We start from the raw sequence: 26733 nt of genomic DNA on the forward strand, positions 1-26733 counted from the left end.
GACAATTCACTATTCTCGATTGTCAATACTGGATAAAATCGAAATTTGCTCTTGTAAATAGGTATCATCTGCATACTTTTCCATTATTTGATCAAAAATCTGACTTCTGACGATATAATCTGAATACATGTGCAGTTTCATTTCGTAGTCTTCGAGAATCTTTTCTGTTCGTTTGATATTGTCATAAACAGCCTGACGACTAACTTGAAATTCTTCAGCAATCTCAGCTAGACTATAATCATCTGCATAATAAAGCTCAATATAATTCATTTGCTTATCTGTTAAAAGCGCTGCATAAAACTCAAAAAGAGCATTCATTCGATTGGTTTTTTCAATTTCCATAAAGATTATTATATCAAAAAATACAGATAAACTCTACTAGCGAAGAGCTTTACTCACTAAAAAACACTCTTAAATTACCAAGGGTGTTTACGTATATTAAATTATGTAAAACAGATCAGTTGTTTTCTAAATAAAATTCAAACCGTTCGCCGACATACTGACTTTTAACATATTCAAAAGCGGTGCCATTGTCAAAATAAGAAATCTGTGTCAAACCAAGAATGGCGTGTCCTCTAGGAATTTCTAAGTACTGCGCAATCTTTTCTTTTGCAAGACGAGCATAGATGGTCTGTTGAGATTTTCCGATTTTATAGCCATGTTCTTGTAAGGTTTGAAAAAAATGCTTCGTAATTTCTTCTTTATTAAAATTTTTGATGAATTTCTCTGGAATGGAAGCGACTTCGTAAACTACAGGAATATTGTCCGCATACCGCACCCGCTCCATACGAATGACGTTTTCCGTCTTTTCGATTCCTAATTTTTCGACTTCCTCTTTACTTGGCAATGTTCGGCGATAAGAAATCAGCTGGCTCGATGGTGTCTTGCCTTGGGCTTTGATAATTTCTGTAAAGCTAGTTGTGCCACGCATTTTTTCCTGAACTCGCGTACTGGCTACAAATGTACCACTTCCCATACGACGTTCCAGTACTCCTTCTTCTACTAAAAGAGTGATTGCCTGACGGAGTGTCATGCGACTAACTTCAAATTGTTCAGCTAAATCGCGCTCGCTTGGCAATCGCTGTCCGATTTTCCAAATTTCTTCGTCGATTTCTTTTTTTATTTGATCGTGAATTTTAATATAGGCTGGAAGCATAGTAACCCCTTTCAAGAATGATTTCCCCTCTTCATTGTATTATCAATTGAAATAAAAGTCAATCGCTACTTAATGTTATTGGAAAAAGTCTCTATTTTGTGTTAAAATAAAAAAAGAAAATTCTTTTAAGAAAGGGAAGAAATGACAACTACAACTGAATTGCAAGATGTTGAAAGAATTATTGTACTGGATTATGGGAGCCAATACAATCAGCTTATTTCACGCCGAATCCGCGAGATTGGTGTTTTTTCTGAGCTGAAAAGCAATAAAATCACAGCTGCTGAGGTTCGTGAGATAAATCCAGTCGGAATCATTTTGTCAGGTGGACCAAAGTCCGTATATGAAGCAGGAGCATTTGACATTGATCCTGAAATTTTAGAATTGGGTATTCCAATTTTGGGAATTTGCTATGGAATGCAGCTTTTGACTCACAAATTAGGCGGGAAAGTTGTACCTGCTGGAAATGCCGGAAACCGTGAGTACGGTCAATCCGAGCTCACTCATACTGATTCTAAATTATTTGCAGGAACTCCTGAAAATCAAATCGTTCTCATGAGTCATGGAGATGCTGTCACCGAAATTCCTAAAGGATTTGTACGTACTGGTACTTCTGCCGACTGTCCATTTGCAGCTATTGAACAACCTGAAAAGCAGATTTATGGCATTCAATTTCACCCTGAAGTACGCCACTCTGTTTATGGGTATGATATTCTACGCAATTTTGCTTTGAATATTTGTGGCGCCAAAGGCGACTGGTCAATGGATAACTTTATTGAAATGCAAATCAAGCGAATTCGAGAAACGGTTGGCGATAAACGTGTTCTTCTGGGTCTTTCGGGTGGTGTTGATTCATCCGTTGTTGGCGTTCTTCTTCAAAAAGCTATCGGAGACCAGCTTATCTGCATCTTTGTAGATCATGGATTGCTCCGTAAGGGCGAAGCAGATCAAGTCATGGATTCCCTTGGAGGAAAATTCGGTCTGAATATCATCAAAGCAGACGCTGCCAAACGTTTCCTTGATAAATTAGCTGGTGTATCTGATCCAGAACAAAAGCGTAAAATCATTGGTAATGAGTTTGTTTATGTTTTTGACGATGAAGCTAGCAAGTTAAAAGATGTAAAATTCCTCGCACAAGGAACGCTCTATACTGACGTTATCGAATCTGGTACAGATACTGCTCAAACTATCAAGTCTCACCATAATGTTGGTGGTCTGCCAGAAGATATGCAGTTTGAGTTGATTGAGCCTCTCAATACACTTTATAAAGACGAAGTTCGTGCGCTTGGTACAGAACTTGGTATGCCAGATGAAATTGTTTGGCGTCAGCCATTCCCAGGCCCAGGACTTGCCATTCGTATTATGGGCGAGATTACCGAAGAAAAACTCACAACTGTTCGCGAATCCGATGCCATTCTCCGTGAAGAAATCGTGAAAGCTGGACTTGATCGTGATATTTGGCAATACTTCACTGTGAATACTGGTGTTCGCTCGGTCGGTGTTATGGGGGATGGTCGAACTTATGATTATACCATTGCTATTCGTGCTATTACTTCTATCGACGGGATGACAGCAGATTTCGCTAAAATCCCTTGGGAAGTACTACAAAAAATCTCTGTTCGTATCGTCAATGAAGTAGACCACGTCAACCGCATTGTCTACGATATTACCAGCAAACCACCAGCAACGGTTGAGTGGGAATAGAGTTAATAAGCTAAAAAAAGCCTAGAAATCAATATTTCTAAGGCTTTTTATTTTGCTTTAACAACAATTTAACAACAAAAAAATAATTTTTCCTATAAACCATACTTATCTTTAATCTGTTTTTGAATATGTGGTTTTAAATGCCATATTTCATAACCTTCATCATTTGTTTCGACATACTCATAACTTTTAAGGAATTCTTCATCACTTACATACTCTCCATCATCAAACATTTTTTCTAAATCGCTGATAGAATTTGAATGTCGAACGTGATTTTGTTTTAATTGAACATCTTTCATCATAGAACCCCCTTGTATATGAATTATAACTAATAATACGGTAAACTTCAATAGTTTACCGTAGGAATCAAAAGTTTAATCAGACAGACTTTGCTAGTCAGATAAAACTTTTGATTGAAATTTTTTAGTATGCTGATTGCCATTAAATTTACTTTTTCTGATGTTATTGTCGCTCACCACTACTTTCCCAGTCATTCTAGTAGCTACTTCTTTCATTGCATTTGGTCTTAAATGAGAGTACGTTCCAAGTGTGGTCTTAATATCAGCATGTCCTAGACGATTTTGCATTTCTAAATCATTCATTCCTAGAGAGAGCATAAAACTAGCATGAGAGTGCCTTAAATCATGAATTCTTATTGATTTTATTTTTGCGTAATCACTATGAGATTTTAGAACACGTTTAAGAGTTGATTTTACCAACGGACTATCTGCTATGGAAAATACAAATTTACATTCCCCTATTTGAGATTGTGCTTTCTTCCAATATTTCAAATGTTCTAATGTATCATCATCGAGATACAAAAGCCTTACACCTGATATAGATTTTGTATCAGTAAGATACCACTCTTTTTGATTTTTATAATACATTGAACAATCTATTAAAACTGTACCTTTTTCAAAATCAATTTTAGACCATTCAATAGCTTGTAATTCACTTGTCCTAACTCCAGTCATAAAGAAAAACCAAAATGTAGTAAAATACAATAATTCATAGATATTAGATTTATCAAATGTACCAATAAATAGCTGAAATTCTTCCACCGTCCAAAAATCAACTTTAGGCCGGTCTTTCTTTACGTTTCCCACCGTTTTAGCAACATTACTTGATAACATACCTAGTTTAACTGCTAAATCAAAGACTTGTTGTAAGATTTGATGAACAGAACGAATATAATTATTAGACAACCCCTCTATAAACATTGAATTTTGCCATTGCTTAACATGAGGAGCTTGAATATCCGATAACTTCATATTCTCAAAATATGACAGTCTTTTAAATTTTGATTGTGTCATATCAAAAGTACGTTTTCTTACTTGGCTTTTATAGTCTGGTATAAAATAATCATCAAGAAACTTTTTAAAGGTCATTGTGCTATTAACGGTTATAGAACCTTTACCAAAGTCAGCAAGCATACGTAAGCGCCACTCTTGAGCTTCCTTTTGCGTTTTAAAGCCATTTTTAAACTTTTGTATCCTTTTACCTGTTATAGGGTCAAATCCAAGCGATACAGACGCTCTAAACGTACCATTTGGCATTGGATAGACATTAGAAATTTTAGGCATGTTCTGCTACTTCCTTATCTAGCAAATCAGCTTCATCAATTTTTACACCCAAAATTTCCTCAACTGTTTCCAAAGGTACTCGACCTAATCCCTTACTTTCATACCATGTTAGACCTTGACTAGCTAGTTTTGCCTTTGCTTGTTTTACCAACATCATAGCCTGCCAAGAACTGAATCCCAATTTCATTAAATCTTTTTTAACCACAAACATAGCTTTTATTTTCCTTTCATGTTACAATATAGTTAGTTGTTTTTTATATTTGATGCGGTTTGCCGACTGCATCATTTTTTTTATTTCATAATACCGAGCTTTATCCCTTAAAAAAACATATATATCAGGGAGATATTTCAAAACCCTAGACTTAACAATAACTTCTACAGGTTCTTCTTGACCATAATCTCGACATTTTGTTATTACGATTATCTTTTTAGTCATTTGTCACATCCTTTGCTTTCTTTGGCAATATTCTAGGATAGATATATTCCTCTAATAATTTTGTGATAAACTCATCTTTATTTTGTGATGAATACAAATCTTCATAGTTGAAATTTAATACCACACTAGAGCCGTCAGAGCGTTGGTAGTGGTCATTAGCTTTATTTTTCTTCACTTCTGATACGCTATAAAAGGTATCTTTCATACCGTGCTTTTTAGCTATCTCTGTCGAAAAATTAACACGTCTTAAATACTGGTTCAAATCTTCTGTCTTGATATTGCCAAAAAACTGTTTAGGTGACATGTAAGCAGTCATCACAATTAATCTAGGTACTACCAACTTATTTTGATAACGTGCTGACATTCTCGCAGAGTTAAGAGGGTCAAATAGTTTTAACCAATCACTCGCAGATAAACTATCTTCTCGCAAGTCATCTAAAAATAAAATTTCTTCACCGTAATAATTATCAAATGGATTTTTTGAACTAGCAGGATAATACTCACCTTTTAAACCATTTTCTCTTAACCGTTTTGACACTTCTAAAATAAGCTCATTGGCAAGATGTGTTTTTCCAATACCAGGTTCGCCTTGAATATAAAGAACTGTTAGTTGATAATTCCCTTTTTTCAAATCTTTTAGACGTAGCACAGTCTCACGTTCTCCAAAGAAATTAAAGCTTTCTCTGAATTTTTGTTGGTTATTGGCAAATAAGAAAGCTAACTCATCATCTTCCATAACTTCCAAATAGTTTAATTCTCCCTTTTGGACTTTTGATAAGACTAAGTCGAGACTTTCATCAGATTTTTCACGTTTACGAGTTGCAGCATATTTTTCAAAATCTTCTATATTTTGATTGATAAACGTTTCATAATCAAGCGTATCAAAGGTTTCGACATCACTTGCTAGATATTGATATTTATCCTTATCTTTGGCATGAATAAGGTAAGCTAAAGCATTGATACGTGTATACGCTCGACCGCCTTTTGATTTTGGAGTTTCAATCCGTTCACGTTCCAAGCCTAAAGCACTAGCAACTTTTGATAAATCTATCAATTTTGGAAAATCAATATAAGCATGTATGTGAGGTTCGACTAATTTCGTTCCATAGGAGACATCTTTATCGTGTACTACTATAGCAAATTCTACAAATTCATCTTCTTCCACTAACGTTCTCACTCGGTCAAAGATAGTTCTAAAAATTTGTGTCTTATTATTTTCCCAATCATCAAGTAATTGCTTGTCTTGAATAGACCAATCCCAGAATTTTGGCTTTAATTGTTGCTCGAATAAAAATCGTCTGTTTCTAATTCTTTTTGTCATTTCTTCTCCTCTCCACATTATAATTACTGTATATATATTCTATGTTTATGTATATATATCCTTTCTTTTTGGATATATACTCCCTTTTCTCGAGAATATATCCAAGTATATATCCAAGTATAAATCCATAATTTTTCACTCTTTTTCTTTCCTAACGCATACGCTGGACCGTTCCGATGTCCCACGGAGAAATGCTTTCAAATCAAGGATTTTCCTTGTTTTGCACCATTCTATCGTCAAGTCCTAGAATGGCGCCCGCGCATAGGTTTTGGATATATGGATATATACTATGCCAAAAAAACTCTTGAGCAAAAAAATATGAATATTCTTCCGCTAAAAATACGTAAAAATTCGGGTTGAGCGGTGTAGACGGGTTGCACGGTCGGGGGCTACGCCTTTCCCGACCTAACCCTACACCTAACCCTGCTTTTTACGTATTTTTAGTTGTTACAGCAATTTCAGACCACTAGCAACCAATTTCAATCCCTTGTAACCGGGATTACGACCATCAACCCATTGAGCCATTACACGAGTATCTAGTAACTCTACAAAAGCGAATTGAGCTGCTGCCATAGCTCCCTCAATCTCATCAAAGCTACCTAATACTTCAATCGTGATTGTCTTGATGTCTTCCATATCAATCAAGTCTTGTTCTACTGCGCCTGCTGTACGTTCATCAATACCATTAAGCATATAGCTTTCAACTACATCAGTTGCCTTACCGTCTTTATATTTATTACGTGGGCGAACTTGTGTAAAGTCAACTTTTACCTTTTTAGGAATATAGAATTGAGAACTATCAAGAGCCATTTCTTTAAGTGAGAGTTCGCTTGTTAATTTCATTTTGTTACTTGCCATTAGTTTTTACCTTTATCTTTCTTAAAAATTGTTATATAATTTAAATAGTTATTTTTGGTAAGTCTTTGAAAAGTTCTGCTTCTCAAAGACTTTTTTATACAATCATAGGCAGTTACCCCCAATTCTTGCCAAACATAGTATAGTTTGGTATAATTTGTTTAGTGACTTTAAATCACATTTCAATTGTACAAGTTTTTAAAAACATTGTCAACAAAAAAGTGATTTTAAATCACAAAAAGGAGGAGACATGGCTACTTTTTCACAAAGACTGAAAACTTTACGCAAAAAAAAATTTCTAACACAGCAAAAATTGGCTGATATACTAGAAGTCAAAAGGGCTACTATTGCTAAATGGGAAAGCAAAAATGCTATACCAGATATTGACACATTACATAAAATATCAAATTATTTTGATGTTAATGTTGATTATCTAGTAGGATTAACCGATGACAAACAATACCCAGAACCACCCAATGATAATGAGGATGACTTATTTAATGTAACTGCTGAGAATATTTATATTTTTACAGAAGTAGCTAAAAAAGAAGGATTATCTTTAGACTTAATTGGAAAGCTTATTCAATCACTTAGCTTTCCAAAAGACAAAGAAAAAAGTTTATTTAAAACTTTAAATATCCATTACGAAGATGATACCAGCAACAATTCAACAACAAAAAACTCAAATAACAACGAATAATACTTATTGATTGTATTAACAAACGCTATAAAATCAATAATTCTAGTCAATCAATATCTGACTATTAGCGAGTGGGAATAGTAGCAAAAAAACAAAAAACCTTGTAAAATCAATAGTTACAGAAGATGAAAAACAGTAACTGGGATTAAAATGGGAACATTTGTTAAAAAGAATAAATTGAATAATAGTTCCAAGTGGTTTACATGAGGACAAAAAATTGAGACTTTGAATTAGTTTGTGTATAGAAACTCCTCCTGATTAGATAATAATAATCAGGAGGAATTTTTATGGCAAGAAAAAGACCAGAGAGAAGACTAAACAAAATATTAAAAATGTATAATAAACCAACACCATAAATAAAATTTATCATCACAAAAAATGGAAAGCGTATTTGACATTTATTCAAAAAACAATTACAATATATGTAAAGTTAACTTGTCATTTGATGGGGGGGTAATTAAATATGAAAAATAGACTTGAAGAAATTAGAAAAAGTCGAGGAATTACTCAAGAGGAACTGGCAAATATCCTTGAAGTGTCGAGGCAGACAATCGGTTCACTAGAGAATGGAAGATATAACCCTTCAATTATTTTAGCTTTTAAAATTGCTAAATTTTTTAATTTGACTATTGAAGACATTTTTATTTATGAGGAGGAAGAAAATGAATAGAAGCAAAAGCATCTTAAAAGATTGGATTTTAGTATTTTTTGGAGTAGCACTGGTTTTAACGGGATTCTATCTTCACAAAAGAATTGATAGTGTAAATAAGACAGTCCTCGCTATTCCGTATTTATTTATCGGTATTGGATGTGGAGTTTTCGGACATTTCATAGGAAATATAATTAAATATTTCTCTACAAAAAATAACAAAGAGTTAATCAGACAGCTTGAAATTGATAAGAAGGACGAAAGAAACGTATTGATTGCAGAAAAATCAAAGGCAAAGGCCTACGACTTAATGACCTATCTCTTTGCAGCCATGCTTATTATGTTTTCATTGATGGGTGTTGATAAGTTACAAATAATAATACTAGTTGCAATCTATCTTTCTATACAAATATATGCAGTCTTTTGGCGTTCTAAATTTGAAAAAGAAATGTAAAAAAATCAGACCGTAGTTTCAAGCTGCGGTCTTTTTGCGTACATATTTTATTTAAAAAATCTTGATTTTTTAGGGTAAGATAGCTTCCAATCTTCAAATTCCTCGTCTGTTATCTCATCGTTGTAATGCTTTTTTCTCATCTCATTCCATTCTATAAGAAAATTATTGAAGTCTACATCATTTGATAAAAGTCCAGTAATTTCTCCATCATCTGCGAACGGTCTAAACTTCATGTCTTTTTCATAATCAAAAATTATATGCATTATTTCAAAAATAGAATTAGGCTCATGATTAATTAATGCTGATATATCACAATCAAGTGCTTCAGATATTTTTTGTAATTGTTCTTTACTTGGAGATCTATTTCCAAGCTCGTAATTTCTTATAGCAGCATCTGTCAAACCAGATTTAATGGCAAGTTCTTTTTGAGTTAAGTTTCGCATAAGTCTTAACTTTTTTAATTTTTCTCCAGAAATCAAACTAACTCCTCCTTATTTCACAATAACTATAAATATTTTATCACAAAATGAACAAAAGCTCAACAAAACTGTTCTGTTGTAAATATTTGCAAGTATCTGAATATTTTAGGAAAAAATAAATAGAAAAAACTTGGAAGAACAAATATGAACTGTTGTTATATATACCGTTCGTTATTGAACGGCATGTATATATAAAAATTAATGCTCGCCCTTTTGTGGATGTAGAACCTTACAAACTATAAAAGGAGGACATTATGAAAGGTATTTTTATGAATGCAAAAGATGTACAAGAATTTCTTGATGTAAGTAGGACAACAGCATATCAGATAATAAACGATATGAATCAAGACCTACTTAAATTAGGTTATCGTGTGCAAATAGGAAAGGTAAATAGAGAATACTTTATGGAAAAGTATTGCTATAAACCAACAAATACAAAGGAGGTTTAAAGTGCCAGCATACAGAGATGAAAGTGGAAATAAAACTTGGTATTGTAGGTTTTGTTATACCAACTGGAAAGGAGAAAAATTAACTAAGAAAAAATTTGTCAACTTTCACATCAGATGATAAGCCCATAGCTTTTAAACCGGCAGCGAAATTTGCGATATTCACTTGTTTTTGCAGCTGTGGCAAGTTCTCATCTTGAGCATGTTCTAAAAGATAATACAAAATCGACATATTCCCTAAAGAATGACCTACCATATTCATTTTTGTAAAGCCATACTTTTCCTGTAGCTTGCTGACGACAACTTTTGTATACCGTCCAACATCAATGGGATTGCGATTGTCTTCGTAATTCACTTCTACGATTGGATTGATAGCACCTTTAGGAATGTCTCCCCTTAACGTAACTGTACCATTTCTATCAACATTTGCTCGAATAACTGTTTTTGTTACCCCTGCTTTTTTTACTGCATTCGTCATATGCCACTCCGCATTGGCACTACTTCCATAACCATGAAAGAAAAGGGTTGGCGTAGTGGATTGTACATAATCCTTTTTGTCCAATTTACCGTCCGCTTTAACGTTGTAAAATAAAAAAGCAGAAATAGCAATCAGAACTGTTAAAACTCCTGTAGTTAGGACCGCTTTTTTCGTCATTTTTATCGCTTCTTTCTGTGAGATATATTTTTAAGTATAACACGTAACGATATAAATAATAATTGATTTGTTTGAAAAACCCTAGTAGAAATAAGCTACTAGGGGTGATGTTATTAAAACCAATTCATCACTTTCATGATGTGCATATTCATCTGAACTTGTCGGGAGTAATAATAATTCCCACCATTGATATAGAGCTTAGAGCCATGAAGGAGGGCGATGGGGTGGTAATAAGAATAGGTTTGCCCAGTCACGTTTCCTAAACTTGGTGCGACAACATTTTTGGAGTATTTTTTTGCCAAATCAAGGGTATTTTCGCCACCGTGTTTTGCAATATAATCGATGTAAGCTCGACCAAAGTTATAGGCTTGTACAGCGGTCCAAACATCTACTTTCTTTTCTTGAGCTACATTTAGATTCGCAGATAAGGTCTGAACACCTTGACGAATGCTTTCTTTATTATCTAAAATAGAGTTTTTCTGACCCGTCGCACTTTCACTAGATTGCATGACATCAGAAACTTTTCCTTTTGTTTCTGTGTAAATCATAGCAAGGACTAGTTCTTCATTGGCTGCAGTATCTTGCTCGTCTAGCACTTCTCTCACTAAGCTACGGTAGGTCATCACTTGCTTGATATCATGATGAACTTGAACAAGCTTGTAACCAACAAAGATTAAAAGAATGAGAAGGATCAATTTTCTAAGAATTTTAAACATTATTTACTTTGGATATCTTCTATGTTTTTGATGAGAATGGAATAGGTTCCATTCTCGTTTTGTATGAATTCTACGGATTCCGCATCTTGATAGATGTTATTGGGGACAATGAGTTCAATCCCATTTGAAAGAGAGAGCTTTTGATTTTCAAATTTTTTCTTCTGATGACTACTATCAATTTCATCAAATTTAACAGTTTCTGGAATTGTTTCCTTAACCTGATTAATAAAAGTCAAACGAGCTGTCAGATTGTTATCGAACAAGTCATCTGCTAATTTTTCTGGTGATAATTCATCATTTTCTTCTAAATGTTTGAAAATAGACGATTTAACCTTGGATTGAAATTGAAAATCATCTTGATGAAAGCTCTCTGCAACTTTTTGAGCTGTTTTTTCTAAGGCTTTGATAGATTTCTTGGGAGAAATTTTAGGATTGACTTGTAACAGATTATCAGAAAAATAATTGAGAAAAGCACCATTGTATTTAATCCGCTTTTCAATCAAATGGTATTTACGTGATTGAAGATTGATGACCAAGGCTTCATCAGCGCCTGTACCAAATCCCGGCAAGTTGTTCTGGGTAATCTTGATAGGATTATCTACTTCTCCACCTAAGTGGGTGAGGGTTTCCCGCAGAGCAATGCGCAAAAAAGCAAGATGCTCTACTCCTTTCTTGTCAAATTGAACAAAAATCAAATCATTGGTTTTCTGATTTTCGCTCACCGAAAACTCCTCTTTCCAGAGATTGGCAATCGTTATAGAAGTTTCTAAAAGGTCTTTTGTCATATGTGATAAAAAGACATTATCTTCGGTAAAAATACCTGTTTTGGCCTCATCTGAATAGATACGTTCAATCTTTTTGCGAAGATATTCTTCAATTTTTGGAGTAATATTAAGATATTTATCTGCTAAAAGAAGGTCGGTGTCTGACGGACTAAATTGATGAATAATAGCTTTTTTTACGTAAATGTCCATTTCAGTCCTCATATAGTGGAAAGGCATCGGTCAATTCTTTAACTTCTGCACGAACCTGCTGTAAAATAGCTTCGTTGTTTGCATTCTCTAAAGTTTTGATGATCAATTCTGCTACTTTAGTACTTTCAGCTACCCCAAAGCCACGAGCTGCAATAGCTGCGGTTCCGATACGAATGCCACTTGTTTTAAATGGAGATAAGGTTTCATAAGGGATAGAGTTTTTGTTGAGAGTGATATGGACATCATCCAAAAGGTTTTGAGCGACTTTTCCATTTTCAACGACTTTGGTCACATCCACAAGGAAAAGATGATTCTCCGTACCGCCTGAAATGACACGGAAATTACCATGCTGTTGGAATACTTGAACCATTGCCTTAGCATTATCTACAATCTGCTGAGCATAAACTTTGAAATCTGAATCCAATACTTCTTTGAAAGCAGCTGCTTTAGCTGTTACGACATGCTCTAGCGGTCCTCCTTGAATTCCTGGGAAGATTGCGGAATTAATCTTTTTCGCCAATTCTTCATCGTTGGTCAAAATTAAGCCGCCACGAGGTCCTCGAAGGGTTTTATGAGTGGTAGTTGTCGTAATATGTGCATACGGTACTGGACTTGGATGCAAATCAGCAGCAACTAAACCGGCAATATGAGCCATGTCTACCATGAGTTTGGCTCCGACAGTATCTGCAATTTCACGGAATTTAGCAAAATCAATAATATGTGAATAGGCAGAAGCACCTGCAACAATCAATTTAGGTTTGACTTCTTTAGCCTGCGCCAAAATAGCATCAAAATCTAAAAGTTCCGTTTCAGGATCGACATTATAAGGCACAAAGTTATAGGTTTTCCCAGAGAAGCTAACAGCTGCGCCATGTGTCAAATGTCCGCCTGCTGCAAGATCCATTCCCATTACTGTATCACCTGGCTCAATTAAGGCCATATAAGCCGCACAATTCGCCTGACTGCCTGAGTGGGGTTGAACATTGGCAAATTTTGCTTCAAAAATTTCTTTAGCACGTTCAATTGCTAATGTCTCAATCACATCCACAACGTCCGTACCACCATAATAGCGACGACCTGGATAACCTTCGGCATATTTATTGGTTAAAATAGAACCTTGTGCTGCCATAACAGCTTTTGAAACAACGTTTTCTGAAGCAATCAATTCAATATTGTTTTGCTGACGTTTTTCTTCTGCAGCAATGGCTTCCCAAAGCTCAGCGTCATATTCTTTATAGTTTTTATGGTCAAAAATCATAAGAGTCTCCCTTCTCTTAAAGCGGGGCTAAAACCTATTTAGTCAAGGTCTAGAAGTGAATTTCTGGAATTTTAGCGAGAATTTCTTCGCAAGTGACAGCACCTTGGCGTAGAATATATGCTGTTTCACCAGATAAATCCAAAATAGTTGAATCCTGTCCTGTTAGAAAAGCATCATCTTCTATACCAAGAACTTCGTGATTGAAATCGGTCATAATTTGCTGGAAGTTTACTCCGCTACTCTTTCCAGATAAATTTGCGGACGGACCAATGAGAGGTCCAAATTTTCTAATCAAGTCCAATGTTTTAGGATGACTAGGGACACGAAAACCAATTGTTTTCATACCTGAATTTACCCAAATCGGAACTTGTTCATTAGCTTGTAAAATAATGGTCAAAGGACCGGGTAGAAAGGCTTGATAGAGCTTTTTAAAATACTGAGGCTGATGTTTGGAAAATTGATAAATTTCTTCTAAGCTTGAAACATTTAAATTCAAGGCCTTTTCGCGAGGTCTGCCTTTTAAGTCATAGACATGACTGACGGCCTGCTCATCCAGTGCTTTACAAAATAAACCATATACAGTCTCAGTTGGCAGCACGACTGCTCCTCCACTGCTCAGTACTTCCTCAATTTTATCCATTATCTACCACTACCATTCTATCTTTTCCGAATTGATCTTGCAAGACGCGAATTCTCATTTTTGGAAATGCAGACTCAAATATTTTTTTTACATGTTCCCCTTGTTTGTAGCCAATTTCGAGATAGATTTTTCCTTTTTCTGTCAAATGTTTTTGGGCGTTCTCAGCAATTTTTCGATAAACAGCATACCCGTCTTCTTCAGCAAAAAGAGCAAGATGAGGTTCTGAAGCAAGTACATTTAGTCCTACTTCTTCTCTGTCCGTCTCTGAAATATAGGGCGGATTGGATACAATAATATCATACTTTCCTGTAATTGCCTGAAAACAATCAGACCGAACAAAATCAATCGCTACATCAATTGCTTCCGCATTTTCTTGCGCCAAATCCAGAGCATCTTGGGAAATGTCGGAAGCCGTGACCTGCCAATTCGCACGCTCAGCAGCCAAAGATAGAGCAATTGCTCCACTTCCAGTGCCAATATCCAAAACTTTCAGACTGCTATTTTGATTTTCAGACAAGATAAGGTTGACCAATTCTTCGGTTTCTGGTCGGGGAATTAGCACTCGTTCATCTACTTTGAACGAATGTCCATGAAATGCTGCGTTCCCAATAATGTATTGGGCAGGTCTATGAACTAATAATTGAGATTGAATCTTTTCCAGTAATTCTATATCATCTTCTGTTGCTTCTGCCTGCATTTTCAACACAAATTGGGTAAAAGATAAGTTTCTCAAAACTTGAAAAGTAAAGGAGAGACTTTCAGCTTCTTCGCCAACTGCTTCAAGCTGTTTTTCCATTTCAGCAAGAATTTGAGCTAAATTCATTATTTATTCAATTCTTCCAGTTTTTGTGTTTGGTCATACAATACCAAGGCGTCTACGATTTCATCTAATTTCCCAGCTAAAATCGTATCTAGCTTTTGCAGCGTTAAACCGATACGGTGATCTGTCACACGATTTTGTGGAAAATTATAGGTACGAATCCGCTCCGAGCGGTCTCCAGTACCAATAGTTGATTTCCGCTCGGCATCTTGCTCGTCTTGCGCAATTTGTGCAAAATGATCTGCTACGCGCGCACGAATGATCTTCATAGCTTTATCACGATTCTTTTGTTGGGTTCGTTCTTCCTGCATTTCAACCTTGATATTTGTCGGCAAGTGTACAATCCGAACGGCTGTTGCAACTTTGTTGACATTCTGACCTCCAGCACCAGAAGCGTGATAAATGTCAATCCGAAGATCTTTTGGATCAATATCATATTCCACTTCTTCAACTTCAGGCATAACTAAGACTGTTGCTGTCGAAGTGTGAACCCGTCCTTGGCTTTCTGTCACTGGGACACGCTGTACGCGATGAGCACCTGATTCGTATTTTAGTTTGGAATAAACGGATTGACCAGAAACCATCGCTACTACTTCTTTGAAGCCACCGACTCCATTCATGGAGGCTTCCATAACCTCAAATTTCCATCCTTGCGATTCAGCGTATTTTTGATACATTGTCAGAAGATCACCGGCAAAGAGCGAGGCTTCATCACCTCCTGCTGCACCACGAATTTCTAAGATGATGTTTTTATCATCGTTTGGATCTTTTGGTAAAAGAAGAATTTTCAATTTTTCCTCGTATTCTTCTTTTTCAGCTTTTGCATCTTTGAGCTCTTGCTTTGCCATTTCTTCCAAATCAGCATCGCCAGAAGCGTCTTTGATCATTTCTTCGGCATCTGTGATGTTTTGGAGCACCCTTTTATAGTCACGATAAGTTGCTACCGTATCGCGTGTACTCGCTTCTTCTTTGGACAATTCCATAAAACGCTTGGTGTCACTAACAACATCTGGGTCACTCAGAAGTTCTCCCAACTCTTCATAGCGATCTTCAACGGCTTGTAGTTGTTCATAAATATTCATCGTTTGCTACACCTCTCCTTAACTCTTCATTTCGTCAATTTCTGGCTTAAAATAATGCTTCCGACAGACAGGAATATATGTTTCATTCCCACCGATTTGAATTTGCTCACCTTCATAGACCGGCTTACCATTCGTTGTTCTTAATACCATGGTTGCTTTTTTGGAGCAAAATTGACAAATTGTTTTAATCTCATCAATTTTATCTGCTAGAAGCAAGAGATATTTCGAGCCTTCAAATAACTCATTGCGAAAATCATTTTTCAAACCAAAAGCCATAACTGGTACGTTTAATTCGTCAACTACCCTCGCTAAGTCATAGACATGACGACGAGATAGAAACTGCGCTTCATCAATCAATACACAATAAGGCTTTTCGGGCATTTCCTGAATAAAGTGGAAAATATCAGTATCTTCTGCTATTGCAATTGCTTTTCTCTTCATTCCGATACGACTAGAAACAACGCCAAAACCGTCACGTGTATCAAGTGCGCTCGTCATAATGACAACACCTTTGCCTTGTTCTTCATAGTTGTGTGCTACTTTTAAAATTTCGATTGTTTTGCCCGAATTCATCGTGCCATATTTATAATACAACTGAACCATTTTCTTTAATTCGTTCCAAATTCTCCAATTTTTAATACTTCTTATTTTACCACATTCTGACACGCTTTAAAACCTAATTTGTGATAAAATAAAAATATCAAAAATAAAAAGGAGAAATGAAATGCCATTTGTCAGAATTGATTTATTTGAAGGACGCACGTTAGAACAAAAGAAAGCTCTTGCAAAAGAAGTTACTGCTGCTATCGTGAAAAATACTGGCGCGCCACAATCTGCTGTTCATGTCATCATCAACGACATGCCTGAAGGGACTTATTTCCCACAAGGTGAAATGCGTACAAAATAACAAAAAAAGAATCTTGGATAAAAATCTGAGATTCTTTTTTTATTCAGAATGATAAATGGTGTAGATGCAACATTTAAGCTAATTTCTTTTTTGAATATGATTAAGACGAAGTTGGTATAAAATGCCACTAACGACCAGACTAGAGATTAAACCAATCCAATAAGCAAAGGGACCTAAATTTGTCGTGTGATCCAATAGTAACCCAACTGGTAGTGACACCCCCCAATAGCCAATCAATCCCAAATAAAATGGCACTTTTGTATCCTTATAACCACGTAAAATTCCTTGAAGAGGCGCTGCGAAAGTATCTGCTAATTGAAAAAACAAACTATAAGTTAAGAAAACCGATGTCAGACGAATGAATTCTTTGTTGGTTCCATATAATGAAGCGACTTGATAACGGAAAAGATATAAAAATGTCAGCGTGAAAACAGCGAATCCAAGCGCAGTCAATCTTCCCAAAACACAATATTTTCTGACATAGTCTAGACGCTTTGCGCCAATTTCGTAAGAAACGATAATCGCCATAGCATTAGAAATGCTCATAGGAAAAGCATACATAAGATTGGAAAAGCTGATAGCCGACTGGTGACTGGCAATGATTAACGAAGAAAACTTAGCCATGAGCAAACCTACGACTGAAAATATCACAACTTCTGCAAAGACAGTCCCGCCAATAGGAAAACCGAGACGAATCGCTTCCAGCAACTCTTTTTTGTCTAAAGGACGAATTTTCCATAATTGATATTTTTTGATTTTAGAGTGTCTTTTTGCAACGACTATTGAAAGAATTAGCAGCACCCAGTAAGCCAACGAAGTCCCTAGCCCCGCTCCTGCTCCGCCCATTTCTGATAAGCCAAATGCTCCATAAATTAAAATGTAGTTAAAACTGGCATTCAACGGTAGCAAGAGCAACATAAGGTACATGGATAGTCTTGTCAATCCTAATGCGTCTAATAAAGAACGTACAACACTAAATAAAAGCAAAGGGATAATACCAAACGCTAAATACCAGAGGTAGTGTATAGCAACTTCTACTACTAGTGGTTCTAAGCCAATATTGGACAAAACAAGCGGTGCACCTAAAAAAACGAGCCCAAACAAGAGAAGAGACAAACCGAGAGATAGATAAATAAACTGATAAAAATCAGAAGCGATTTTTTCTTCCTGTTTTTGTCCTAGATGATGTCCAATAATCGGAACCAAGGCTGAGACAATACCAGTCAAAAAAGTAAAAAACGGACTCCATAAGCTAGTCGCCATTGAAACTCCCGCCAAATGCAACGTATGGTATTGCCCTGTCATGGTTGTATCCACAAACGAGGCTGAAAAATTGGCCAGTTGATAAATTAAAATTGGCAAAAAAATCGAAATAAATAGGGTCATTCGCTCTTTTAAATTGCGCGCTTGGTACATACAATCTCCTCAAACAATGCTTTCTCTCTTAACTATACTATAAGCGCTCAAAATAGTCAAAAAAGCTAGGAGAAAATCCTCCCAGCCTCTTGTCGAGTTTTATTTTTTCTCACGATTTAAAATAAGGTTCAATACAATCGCAATGACGCTCGCCATAACAATTCCATTTGAGAAAAACATTTGCAAGCCGGTTGGCAAACTGTTGAAAAGATTGCTTCCATTTAGACCGACTCCTGCGGAAATAGATACAGCGGCAATCAAGAAATGGTGTTCATTGTGTTCAAAATCAACTCGCGCTAGCATTTGCATTCCCTGAACAGAAACAAAACCAAACATGACAAGCATAGCACCACCGAGTACAGGACTTGGAATGATTTGTGCCAAAGCTCCGAATTTCGGTACCAATCCTAACAAGACTAAGAATCCTGCTGCATAATAGATTGGGAGCCGTATTTTAATTCCAGAAAGTTTGACCAAACCAACATTTTGTGAAAATCCTGTATAAGGGAAAGTGTTAAAAATACCGCCAAGAAGCACTGCAAGTCCTTCTGCACGATAACCATTTCGCAGACGAATGCTGTCTAACTTTTCGTTTGTAATATCTGAAAGTGCAAAATAAACACCTGTTGATTCCACCAAAGAAACTGTTGCGATAATACACATCATGACGATGGATGAAAGTTCAAACTTAGGTATTCCAAAATAAAACGGTGTCGGAACATGTACAAGAGGAGCTTGAGTTACTGGCGCAAAATCTACTAAGCCCATAAAGCTGGCAATAATCGTTCCAATAATTAAGCCAATCAGAATGGAAATGGATTTTAGAAAGCCTTTCGCAAAGATATTTACTAACAGTATAATTAAAATCGTGACAGCAGCCAACAGCAAACTTTGTGCAGTTGGTTTTTCACTATTATTTCCCATATTGCCAATCGCAACAGGAATAAGTGTTAAGCCAATGGTAGTAATGACTGAGCCCGTCACAATTGGTGGAAAGAAATTAGCAATTTTAGAAAAAATGCCTGCAATCAAAAGAACGTAGATACCGGAAACGATGAGCGCTCCAAACATAGCTCCGCTTCCATGTTTTTGACCAATCATAATCAGAGGCGCAACCGATTGAAAAGCAACGCCAAGTACGACTGGCAAGCCAATTCCGAAATATTTATTGAGTTGCAATTGCAAAAATGTTGCCACACCACACATAAAAATATCTGTGGAGATAAGATAGGTCAGCTGTTGGCTCGAATAACCTAGCGCACCAGCAATCATAATGGGTACAAGGATTGACCCAGAGTACATTGCTAATAAATGCTGCAAACCTAAGACAGCCGCCTGTGAATGTTTTTCTTCTTTCAGTTCCATTATGCATCAGCCTCCATAAATACAACTTTTCCATTTTCAAATTTTTGAATACGAGCCAAAGAAACGACTTTTCGCTTATCTTCTTCTAGCAACTTTCTTCCCTCTTGGAATGATTTTTCAATTACGATACCAATCGCTTCCACATGGGCACCTGATTGTTCAATGATATTAACAAGCCCTTTAGCTGCTTGACCATTTGCTAGAAAATCATCGACAATAAGCACTTTATCATGATGATTTAAAAATTTCCCTGCAATTGAGACCGTACTTGTCACTCGTTTGGTAAAAGAATAGACCTCTGTCGTCAAAATATCTTCCGTCATAGTAATGTTTTTTGACTTTTTCGCAAAAATCATCGGAACGCCCAATGCTTCTGCTGTATAAATAGCAGGTGCGATGCCAGATGCTTCAATTGTCACAACTTTTGTAATACCAGCCGAGCGAAAATAGGTTGCAAACACTTTACCAATTTCTTTCATCAAGTTGAAATCGACTTGGTGAGTCAGAAATGAATCCACTTTTAAAATATTTTCTCCTAAAACATTTCCATCTTTTAGGATACGTTCTTCTAATAATTTCATAAAATCTCCTTTTAGAAAAAACAAAAGGCTTGCCAAAAGCAAGCCTAAAACAATTGGTTACCCAACTGAATACAAAATTCCTTGCTAAAAACATAGCAGGAAAGTTGAAGACTTACTTATTGTTAGACATTAGATGCCTTGCAGAAACATTACGCCAAATTCGTAATATAAATAAGTAATTATTTTATTGTTAATGCGCATCACCGTTCCAAATAGAATTTTTCACAATGACGTAGTCTACGTGTTTAAGACCAGCCAAGTCTCTTCCACCAGCATAGGAAATGGCACTTTGCAAATCTTGCTCCATTTCAACCAAAGTGTCAGCTAAATGTCCTTTAACTGGTAAAAGAATTTTCTTTCCCTCCACATTCTTGTAAGCACCTTTTTGATACTCTGAAGCTGAACCATAATACTCTTTGAATTGTTCACCATCTACTTCGACCGTTTGACCTGGGCTTTCGATATGACCTGCGAATAGGGAACCAATCATCACCATGGTAGCACCAAAGCGAATAGATTTGGCAATGTCGCCATGCGTACGAATACCACCGTCCGCAATAATCGGTTTGCGAGCAGCTTTTGCACACCAACGAAGAGCCGCTAATTGCCAGCCACCTGTACCAAAGCCAGTTTTTACTTTTGTGATACAAACTTTTCCTGGTCCAATGCCAACTTTGGTTGCATCTGCTCCAGCATTTTCCAGCTCACGAACAGCTTCTGGTGTCCCTACATTTCCTGCAATCACGAAAGTATCGGGGAGTTCTTTTTTGATGTGCTGAATCATATCAATCACACTATCTGAATGCCCATGCGCAATATCAATCGTGATATATTCTGGTGCATCTTCTTTCAACTGGCTAACAAAATCATATTCATAATTTTTCACACCAACTGAAATAGACGCAATTAGTCCTTGCTCATGCATGCGCTTGATGAAAGGAATGCGGCCAGCTTCGTCAAAACGGTGCATGATGTAGAAATAGCCACTTTTCGCCAATTTTTCTGCTACATCTTCATCCAGAATTGTTTGCATGTTAGCTGGAACAACAGGAAGTTTAAAAGTATGATTCCCAAAAGTAACTGTCGTATCTGCTTCTGAGCGGCTTTTGATGATACATTTATTCGGAATCAATTGGATATCTTCGTAGTCAAAAATAGGAAATTCGTTCAGCATATCATTCTCCTTTAATTTTATGTTAAAAATGACCTACCTATGCTTTCGCATCGCTACGCCTTTCCTGACGTTTCCTTTAGTATTATAACACAAGGTACAGAAATTACAATATAATGACGTATAATATTTTTTATCGTTCGGAAATTGCAAGTTATTTTTTCAGATTCTAAAAAAAGAGGTCCCCCTCTTTTATAAGAGTAAATCTTTAATGCGTCCAATATCTGATTTTTTCAATACCACATAAATCATATCTCCTAGATACAGGCGCGTGCTGCCATTCACTGTTTGGTTCTTTCCGTTGTGGTGTTGCATGGTAATCAGAATATCTCTTGGCAGCTCCAACTCATGAACTTGCTTGCCGGCTATTTTTTCAGAGACAGGAATTTCGATAAGCGTCGTCTCTCCGTCATCTGCCACACTATCTGGAAGCATTCGTTCTAGCATAGCTTCATACACAGGTGCTCCGCCCAATAAATCCATTACAACGTATGCTACTAAAGTCACTAAACCAAGAGGCATGAGGTTTCGTATATCGCCAACCATCTCAGTCACCAAGATGATTGCTGTCAATGGAGCTTTAGAAATTGCACCAAAGTAGCCGCTCATACCTAAAATAATAAAAATAGGAAATTGCTCTTGTGTTGCAAAGCCTAATTGCACACAAATGACGCCAGCAATTGCTCCTAAAAGAGAGCCGAGAGCTAAAATGGGTAGAAAAATACCGCCAGGAAGCCCGCTACCATAGCTGATCATACTCCAGATAAAGCGAATAACGAAAAACATCATTAATGTTAATAGCAGATAGTGTTGACTGGTTAAAGAGAGAACCAGTTGATTGCCACCACCTAAAAGTTGTGGAAGAAAATACCCTATTGGAAGAATGAAAGAGAAAGCTATAATGGGATAGTATTGCGAAGAAAGGTGCAAAACTTCTCCAATCATATCATAAATACGAGGCATAGCTAGAACAACTTTTTCATATAAAAATCCTGAAAAACCAAGAAAAATTCCTAACAACAAATAAAGCCAGTATTGCCCTAGCCCCATCAGAGGAATATTATCTGGCATATTTAATACAGGGGTCATTCCAAAAATCATAAGCGAAACAAAATTCGCCGTTAAACTTGCCGCCAAAGACGAGACCCAAAAGAAACGCGAAAAATGATGATAGACTTCCTCAATAACAAACAGTAAACCCGCAATCGGAGCATTAAAAGCTGCTGCCAGCCCTGCTGCCGCTCCACTAGAAATCAAAGAACGCTCTTCCACAGGGCTTAAATGAAGATATTTGGCAATTCCCTTTCCTCCCATTGCTCCAAGTTGAATACTGGGTCCCTCACGTCCTAGCATCAAGCCGCTTGCAATGGCTAAAACACCTAGAATATATTTTTTCCAGAGAACGCTCCACCATGATAAGCTCATCAGACCTTTCAGCTCTGCTTCTACTTGCGGAATTCCAGAACCTTTAATATCCTTTTCCGAGAGTGTTAACTTTGCACTTATCCAAATCACACAAGCATAAAATAACAGAATAAAAGCAACCCAAATCATACTATCATGCCCTTGCTGATAGAAATGTTGAATGATATGAAATCCCCTTTCAATTAAAAAACGAAAAGAACCAACAATTGCACCCACGATAATCCCGACTAAAATTCCTCTTGAAACTTGCAGACTAATCGAACTAGATGTAAATGCAAATTCTTTCTTGGTATTTGATATACCTTTTTCTGTCTGAACAGACATCGTTGCCTCCCAAATATATTCTCTCTCTATTTTAGCATAATTTTACAATTTTTATTATTGCTTGCGGAAATTATTTTAGAGAATAAAATACAGATAAAAAAATAAACCAGTCTCATACGAAACTGGTTTGCAAATTTAAGATCTTGCTCTTATTTTTCAGCTGTTAATGCTGCCATCGTGATGTAATTATAAGGTTTGTTAAAGTGTGGCAGGAAGAAAATATCTGTCAATGCCAATTTATCAATGGTCACTTTTTCTTGGATTGCGAGTGAGAAGAGATGAATGCCCATTGAAATATCTTCGTGCGAAGCCATTTGTGCTCCAAGGATGACGCGTGTATCTTTATCAAATACGATACGAATAGCTACTTCATGGTTGTTGTGTTTGATAAATTCTGGCTTTTGAAGGTCATTAAATCCTGTTTCAACTGCGTTATAACCCGCAGCTTTTGCTTTTTCCAATGTCAAACCAGTTGAAACCATTTTAAGATCGTAAATGTTAATACCGTTTGAGCCTTGCACACCAATGCCTTCTAATTCATGACCAGTTGCGTTATAAGCTCCGACAATACCTGAACGAACAGCATTTGAAGCAAGTGCAATGTAGCTCATTTTACCAAGGGAATTGTCATAAATCGTTGCACAGTCACCAACTGCGTAAACTCCCGGAATGCTTGTTTCTTGTTTTTTATCAACAAGGAATGCACCATTACGGAAAAGTTCAATCTTGCCAGCGCCAAGGGCAGTGTTTGGTCGGAAACCAACAGCCATAATGACCATGTCTACGTCAAACGTTTCTTTATCTGTTACAATACGTTCAACTTTGCCTTCCCCTTCAACTGCTTTCACAGTTTGACCGTAAGCAAGTTTAATACCATGATCTGCCAAGTTTTGACTCATCAAATCAGACAATTCACGGTCGTAGTAACCAGTAAGGCAAGTATCTGCAACGTCAATCAAGATTACTTCTTTTCCAAGGCGTTCAAAAGCTTCTGCGAGTTCAACACCAATGTAGCCAGCTCCAACAACAGCAACGCGATTGATGCCTTCGTTGTTTTTCAGCTTTTCAATCACTTCAGCAGAGTTTTGATACAATTTTACAAATTGAATATTTTCAAGAGTTGCTTTAAATTCACGATTTCCTTCTACAAGTTCGACACCTTTGATTGGCGGGATAATTGGTTGTGAACCAGTCGCAAAAATCAATTTGTCATAAGATTCAAGATGTTCTTGACCGTTTACAAGTGCGGTCACTTCTTTTTTATCATAATCAACTGATAAAACAGGACTTTCCATGTAAACTTTAGCACCTTTTGCTTCAAGTTTTTCTTTATCTGAATAGAACAATCCTTCTGGGCCGTCAATTTGCTTACCAATCCAAAGTGCCATTCCACATCCTAAAAATGAAATATTTGAATTTTGGTCAAACACCACAACTTCGTTTTCATTTCCGAAGTTGTCTAACATCGTATTGATACAAGCTGTACCAGCATGGTTGGCACCGATAACAACAATTTTACTCATAGAGCAATTCCTACCTTAATTTTTAATTTACTAAAACATTATAACATTACGTGTCAGCGTTTACAATATATTTGCTCATAAAACTGAAAAATATTACATTTTCTATCAATTTAAAAGAACTTTTCATGAATGATTTAATGGTTGTTTTTCGACCGCCAATGGCTCTTTAAATTTTTCTTTCTGCTCGTCAAAGACTTTGTTAATCGTTTCTACATCAGCCTGATCTTTATAATACACGCCTGTACGATATTGCACTCCACGATCATTGCCTTGCTTATTTTTGCTGAGCGGATCAATGATTCTAAAATAATGTAGCAAGACTTCTCTTAAAGAGATTTTATTGGCATCATAGGTTACATGAACCGTTTCTGCATGTTTTGTCTGCGAGATTAGTTCGTATTTTGTGGTTTCGCTAGTGCCATTAGCATAACCAGAGACTGCGTCAACCACTCCATCTACTCGCGAAAAATATTCTTCTACACCCCAGAAACAACCTCCTGCCAAATAGATATGCTTTAAATTTGCATTTTTCAAGTCCGCTTTCTTTTGCTTGACCGATTCGGCCTGGCTAACAGCTGCTTCTTTAATCTGATTAATAGCAGACTGATTTTTAATGGTTGGCATCATGCGACTTCCCGGCACAAATAAACCTAAAACCAGCAGGACTGCTCCACCAAATAATAACCATTTCATTTTATGTTCCATCATCCTCCCCTCCTGTTTAATGCTTTTAAGAGTTGATTAAATTTCTGCTTTTTTAATAAGTCCAGGACGAGTTTTTACCAATTTTCCATCGCTTCCAATAAATGCATCTGTCGGATAGGAACGAACACCATATTGTTTCAATAGTTTACCACTAGGATCTAGTAAAACAGGTAAATGTTTATAATTTAATTTCTCATACCAGTTTTTAAAATCTGCTTCATATTTTTCACCAACATGCCCAGGTGAAACAACCATCAAAACTGCATAGTCTTTCCCAGCATTTTTAGCTAACTCATCAGTATCCTTTAATGTAGATAAGCAGATAGAACACCAAGATACCCCAAATTTGAGATAAACTTTCTTTCCTTTGAAATCTGACAATTTATAAGTTTTCCCGTCAACTCCTTTTGGTTCAAAATCAGAAGCTGCTTCGCCTTGATTCAACTTTGTAGCTGTCGTTTTATTTGTAAATTGCCCGTGTCCAGACTTAGTTCCACTAGCTGATTTTTGATTTCCACAGGCACCCAACAGAGCAACACAAACAAGACCTGTGATGACTAACATTGTTTTTTTCATGAGATTCCTCCTTTTATCCACCAAATATTGAATCTAGAACATTAAGATTTCCCAGCATAAGTAAAATTCCCATCAAGATGATAAGTAACCCGCCAATTTTCTTTAATAGTCCCATATAAGGTTTTATTTTCCCAAAATGGCGTAAAACAATAGAAGAGACAAGTGCCAAAATGAGAAATGGGATAGCAAGACCAAGGGTATAAACTAACATGAGGAAGCCACCTTGTACTGCTCCATTACCACCAGAAGCTGCAATTGCGAGAACAGAACTCAAAACAGGACCTACACAAGGTGTCCAACCAAGGCTAAAGGTCACACCTAGCAAGAAAGCATTGTAAAAATCATTTCTATTTTTATCTTTTTTTAATTGAACACTTTTCTGCCGTTGGAGTAGCTTAAAATTGATCAGTTCCATTTGATGAACACCGAGCAAAATAACAATTGCTCCTAATACATAGCGGAACCACTCTGTATAGAGAACTTTTCCCAAAAAGCCAGCGCCATATCCAAGAATTAAAAAGATTACAGACAATCCTGCAATGAAAAATAGTGTTTTTACAATTCCATGCCAAGCAATCTTCTTTCCCAAAATAATGATTGTTCTTGGTTCATCTGTATCCAATAAAATACCAACATATACAGGAAGCAATGGCAATATACAAGGCGAGAAAAATGATAAAATTCCCGCTAGAAATACAGAAATCAAAAACACAATAGATAACATTATCTTTTCCTCCTCATTTTCTTTCTAAGAAAAGTATACACTGGTTCACTATCTAAAAATAGAGGATACAATTTGTAAAAACTTGAATTTG

28 protein-coding genes, 3 pseudogenes and 1 riboswitch are annotated in these 26733 nt (G+C 36.4%); of the genes and pseudogenes, 6 read left to right on the forward strand and 25 right to left on the reverse strand.

What is annotated here, in order from left to right; translation table 11 throughout:
- Nucleotides 1-9: 9 nt before the first annotated feature.
- Both HMPREF2933_RS03820 and HMPREF2933_RS03825 read right to left on the reverse strand, forming a co-directional pair.
- Nucleotides 10-342 (reverse strand): putative DNA-binding protein, encoded by a 333-nt coding sequence (locus tag HMPREF2933_RS03820; RefSeq protein ID WP_003024506.1) that lies wholly within the window; start codon nt 340-342, stop codon nt 10-12.
- Nucleotides 343-457: 115 nt separating this feature from the next.
- Complete coding sequence (locus HMPREF2933_RS03825) at nt 458-1156, reverse strand: GntR family transcriptional regulator (RefSeq protein WP_003024508.1); 699 nt, start codon at nt 1154-1156, stop codon at nt 458-460.
- Between the two features lie 141 nt (nt 1157-1297).
- Between HMPREF2933_RS03825 and guaA the strand changes: the two genes are divergently transcribed.
- The gene (guaA, locus tag HMPREF2933_RS03830; protein ID WP_070241687.1) at nt 1298-2857 is read left to right on the forward strand and encodes a glutamine-hydrolyzing GMP synthase; all 1560 of its coding nucleotides are present in this window, start codon (nt 1298-1300) and stop codon (nt 2855-2857) included.
- Between the two features lie 92 nt (nt 2858-2949).
- Here the strand turns inward: guaA and HMPREF2933_RS03835 are convergent, their stop codons facing one another.
- The 5 genes from HMPREF2933_RS03835 to HMPREF2933_RS03860 all read right to left on the reverse strand — a co-directional run bounded on the left by HMPREF2933_RS03835 (nt 2950) and on the right by HMPREF2933_RS03860 (nt 7055).
- Nucleotides 2950-3159 (reverse strand): hypothetical protein, encoded by a 210-nt coding sequence (locus HMPREF2933_RS03835; protein WP_049519934.1) that lies wholly within the window; start codon nt 3157-3159, stop codon nt 2950-2952.
- Nucleotides 3160-3249: 90 nt separating this feature from the next.
- Nucleotides 3250-4440, reverse strand: a complete 1191-nt coding sequence (locus tag HMPREF2933_RS03840; RefSeq protein ID WP_070672505.1) for a site-specific integrase — start codon at nt 4438-4440, stop codon at nt 3250-3252.
- A complete protein-coding gene (locus tag HMPREF2933_RS03845) occupies nt 4433-4651 on the reverse strand; it encodes a DUF3173 family protein (RefSeq protein ID WP_000498422.1) in 219 nt (72 codons plus the stop codon). The genes HMPREF2933_RS03840 and HMPREF2933_RS03845 overlap by 8 nt, the downstream gene beginning before the upstream one ends.
- A 217-nt stretch (nt 4652-4868) precedes the next feature.
- Entirely contained in the window at nt 4869-6197 is a 1329-nt protein-coding gene (locus HMPREF2933_RS03855) for a Rep family protein (RefSeq protein WP_065974317.1), read from the reverse strand.
- Between the two features lie 447 nt (nt 6198-6644).
- Nucleotides 6645-7055 carry a hypothetical protein gene (locus HMPREF2933_RS03860; RefSeq protein ID WP_070672508.1) on the reverse strand — a complete coding sequence of 137 codons (411 nt, stop codon included), beginning with the start codon at nt 7053-7055 and terminating at the stop codon, nt 6645-6647.
- A gap of 247 nt (nt 7056-7302) precedes the next feature.
- Between HMPREF2933_RS03860 and HMPREF2933_RS03865 the strand changes: the two genes are divergently transcribed.
- The 3 genes from HMPREF2933_RS03865 to HMPREF2933_RS03875 all read left to right on the forward strand — a co-directional run bounded on the left by HMPREF2933_RS03865 (nt 7303) and on the right by HMPREF2933_RS03875 (nt 8855).
- Nucleotides 7303-7752, forward strand: coding sequence for a helix-turn-helix domain-containing protein (locus HMPREF2933_RS03865; protein ID WP_050203432.1), 450 nt, complete (start codon nt 7303-7305; stop codon nt 7750-7752).
- Between the two features lie 463 nt (nt 7753-8215).
- Nucleotides 8216-8422 (forward strand): helix-turn-helix transcriptional regulator, encoded by a 207-nt coding sequence (locus HMPREF2933_RS03870; RefSeq protein ID WP_070672512.1) that lies wholly within the window; start codon nt 8216-8218, stop codon nt 8420-8422.
- Nucleotides 8415-8855 (forward strand): hypothetical protein, encoded by a 441-nt coding sequence (locus HMPREF2933_RS03875; protein ID WP_070672515.1) that lies wholly within the window; start codon nt 8415-8417, stop codon nt 8853-8855. The genes HMPREF2933_RS03870 and HMPREF2933_RS03875 overlap by 8 nt, the downstream gene beginning before the upstream one ends.
- Before the next feature lie 47 nt (nt 8856-8902).
- Here the strand turns inward: HMPREF2933_RS03875 and HMPREF2933_RS03880 are convergent, their stop codons facing one another.
- Nucleotides 8903-9334: a helix-turn-helix domain-containing protein gene (locus HMPREF2933_RS03880; protein WP_070672518.1), complete on the reverse strand. Its 432-nt coding sequence runs from the start codon at nt 9332-9334 to the stop codon at nt 8903-8905.
- A 254-nt stretch (nt 9335-9588) separates the two neighbouring features.
- Between HMPREF2933_RS03880 and HMPREF2933_RS03885 the strand changes: the two genes are divergently transcribed.
- On the forward strand, nt 9589-9783 hold the full coding sequence (locus HMPREF2933_RS03885; protein WP_070672521.1) for a hypothetical protein: 195 nt from the start codon (nt 9589-9591) through the stop codon (nt 9781-9783).
- Nucleotides 9784-9877: 94 nt separating this feature from the next.
- On the opposite strand, the pseudogene HMPREF2933_RS03890 reads toward HMPREF2933_RS03885, so the two are convergent.
- The 8 genes and pseudogenes from HMPREF2933_RS03890 to HMPREF2933_RS03925 all read right to left on the reverse strand — a co-directional run.
- Nucleotides 9878-10435, reverse strand: a pseudogene (locus HMPREF2933_RS03890) (alpha/beta hydrolase); the annotation flags it as partial.
- Between the two features lie 113 nt (nt 10436-10548).
- Entirely contained in the window at nt 10549-11151 is a 603-nt protein-coding gene (locus HMPREF2933_RS03895; RefSeq protein WP_024051549.1) for a lysozyme family protein, read from the reverse strand.
- Nucleotides 11151-12125 (reverse strand): nucleoid-associated protein, encoded by a 975-nt coding sequence (locus tag HMPREF2933_RS03900; protein ID WP_024051550.1) that lies wholly within the window; start codon nt 12123-12125, stop codon nt 11151-11153. The genes HMPREF2933_RS03895 and HMPREF2933_RS03900 overlap by 1 nt, the downstream gene beginning before the upstream one ends.
- Before the next feature lies 1 nt (nt 12126).
- Entirely contained in the window at nt 12127-13383 is a 1257-nt protein-coding gene (gene glyA / locus HMPREF2933_RS03905) for a serine hydroxymethyltransferase (protein ID WP_070672524.1), read from the reverse strand.
- 49 nt (nt 13384-13432) lie between these two features.
- Nucleotides 13433-14023 (reverse strand): L-threonylcarbamoyladenylate synthase, encoded by a 591-nt coding sequence (locus tag HMPREF2933_RS03910; RefSeq protein ID WP_070672527.1) that lies wholly within the window; start codon nt 14021-14023, stop codon nt 13433-13435.
- Nucleotides 14016-14846, reverse strand: a complete 831-nt coding sequence (gene prmC, locus HMPREF2933_RS03915) for a peptide chain release factor N(5)-glutamine methyltransferase (protein ID WP_070672530.1) — start codon at nt 14844-14846, stop codon at nt 14016-14018. Before prmC ends, HMPREF2933_RS03910 begins: the two co-directional genes overlap by 8 nt.
- Complete coding sequence (gene prfA / locus HMPREF2933_RS03920; RefSeq protein ID WP_003024565.1) at nt 14846-15925, reverse strand: peptide chain release factor 1; 1080 nt, start codon at nt 15923-15925, stop codon at nt 14846-14848. The genes prmC and prfA overlap by 1 nt, the downstream gene beginning before the upstream one ends.
- A gap of 18 nt (nt 15926-15943) precedes the next feature.
- A complete protein-coding gene (locus HMPREF2933_RS03925) occupies nt 15944-16528 on the reverse strand; it encodes a thymidine kinase (RefSeq protein WP_042753923.1) in 585 nt (194 codons plus the stop codon).
- A 103-nt stretch (nt 16529-16631) separates the two neighbouring features.
- On the opposite strand from HMPREF2933_RS03925, the gene HMPREF2933_RS03930 reads away from it, so the two are divergent.
- On the forward strand, nt 16632-16832 hold the full coding sequence (locus HMPREF2933_RS03930; RefSeq protein ID WP_224783693.1) for a 4-oxalocrotonate tautomerase: 201 nt from the start codon (nt 16632-16634) through the stop codon (nt 16830-16832).
- 78 nt (nt 16833-16910) lie between these two features.
- Here HMPREF2933_RS03930 and HMPREF2933_RS03935 read toward each other — a convergent pair whose 3' ends face one another.
- The 9 genes and pseudogenes from HMPREF2933_RS03935 to ccdA2 form a co-directional block, all read right to left on the reverse strand.
- The gene (locus tag HMPREF2933_RS03935; RefSeq protein WP_070241674.1) at nt 16911-18248 is read right to left on the reverse strand and encodes an MATE family efflux transporter; all 1338 of its coding nucleotides are present in this window, start codon (nt 18246-18248) and stop codon (nt 16911-16913) included.
- Nucleotides 18249-18347: 99 nt separating this feature from the next.
- Nucleotides 18348-19613 (reverse strand): nucleobase:cation symporter-2 family protein, encoded by a 1266-nt coding sequence (locus HMPREF2933_RS03940; RefSeq protein ID WP_024051556.1) that lies wholly within the window; start codon nt 19611-19613, stop codon nt 18348-18350.
- Entirely contained in the window at nt 19613-20194 is a 582-nt protein-coding gene (locus HMPREF2933_RS03945; protein WP_070672532.1) for a xanthine phosphoribosyltransferase, read from the reverse strand. Before HMPREF2933_RS03945 ends, HMPREF2933_RS03940 begins: the two co-directional genes overlap by 1 nt.
- A 99-nt stretch (nt 20195-20293) precedes the next feature.
- Nucleotides 20294-20389: riboswitch (purine riboswitch) on the reverse strand.
- Entirely contained in the window at nt 20385-21368 is a 984-nt protein-coding gene (gene guaC, locus HMPREF2933_RS03950) for a GMP reductase (protein ID WP_024051558.1), read from the reverse strand. Its footprint overlaps the riboswitch before it by 5 nt.
- Before the next feature lie 189 nt (nt 21369-21557).
- Nucleotides 21558-23114: a ClC family H(+)/Cl(-) exchange transporter gene (locus HMPREF2933_RS03955; RefSeq protein WP_024051559.1), complete on the reverse strand. Its 1557-nt coding sequence runs from the start codon at nt 23112-23114 to the stop codon at nt 21558-21560.
- A 149-nt stretch (nt 23115-23263) separates the two neighbouring features.
- Nucleotides 23264-24637, reverse strand: a complete 1374-nt coding sequence (gene nox / locus HMPREF2933_RS03960) for a H2O-forming NADH oxidase (RefSeq protein WP_024051560.1) — start codon at nt 24635-24637, stop codon at nt 23264-23266.
- A 129-nt stretch (nt 24638-24766) separates the two neighbouring features.
- A pseudogene (gene msrA, locus HMPREF2933_RS03965) lies at nt 24767-25342 on the reverse strand (peptide-methionine (S)-S-oxide reductase MsrA); the annotation flags it as partial.
- 36 nt (nt 25343-25378) lie between these two features.
- Nucleotides 25379-25768, reverse strand: a pseudogene (locus HMPREF2933_RS03970) (redoxin domain-containing protein); the annotation flags it as partial.
- 163 nt (nt 25769-25931) lie between these two features.
- On the reverse strand, nt 25932-26642 hold the full coding sequence (ccdA2, locus tag HMPREF2933_RS03975) for a thiol-disulfide oxidoreductase-associated membrane protein CcdA2 (RefSeq protein ID WP_070672538.1): 711 nt from the start codon (nt 26640-26642) through the stop codon (nt 25932-25934).
- Nucleotides 26643-26733 lie beyond the last annotated feature (91 nt).

The sequence above is a fragment of the Streptococcus sp. HMSC066F10 genome (genome assembly GCF_001813805.1).
Taxonomy (GTDB): domain Bacteria; phylum Bacillota; class Bacilli; order Lactobacillales; family Streptococcaceae; genus Streptococcus; species Streptococcus vaginalis.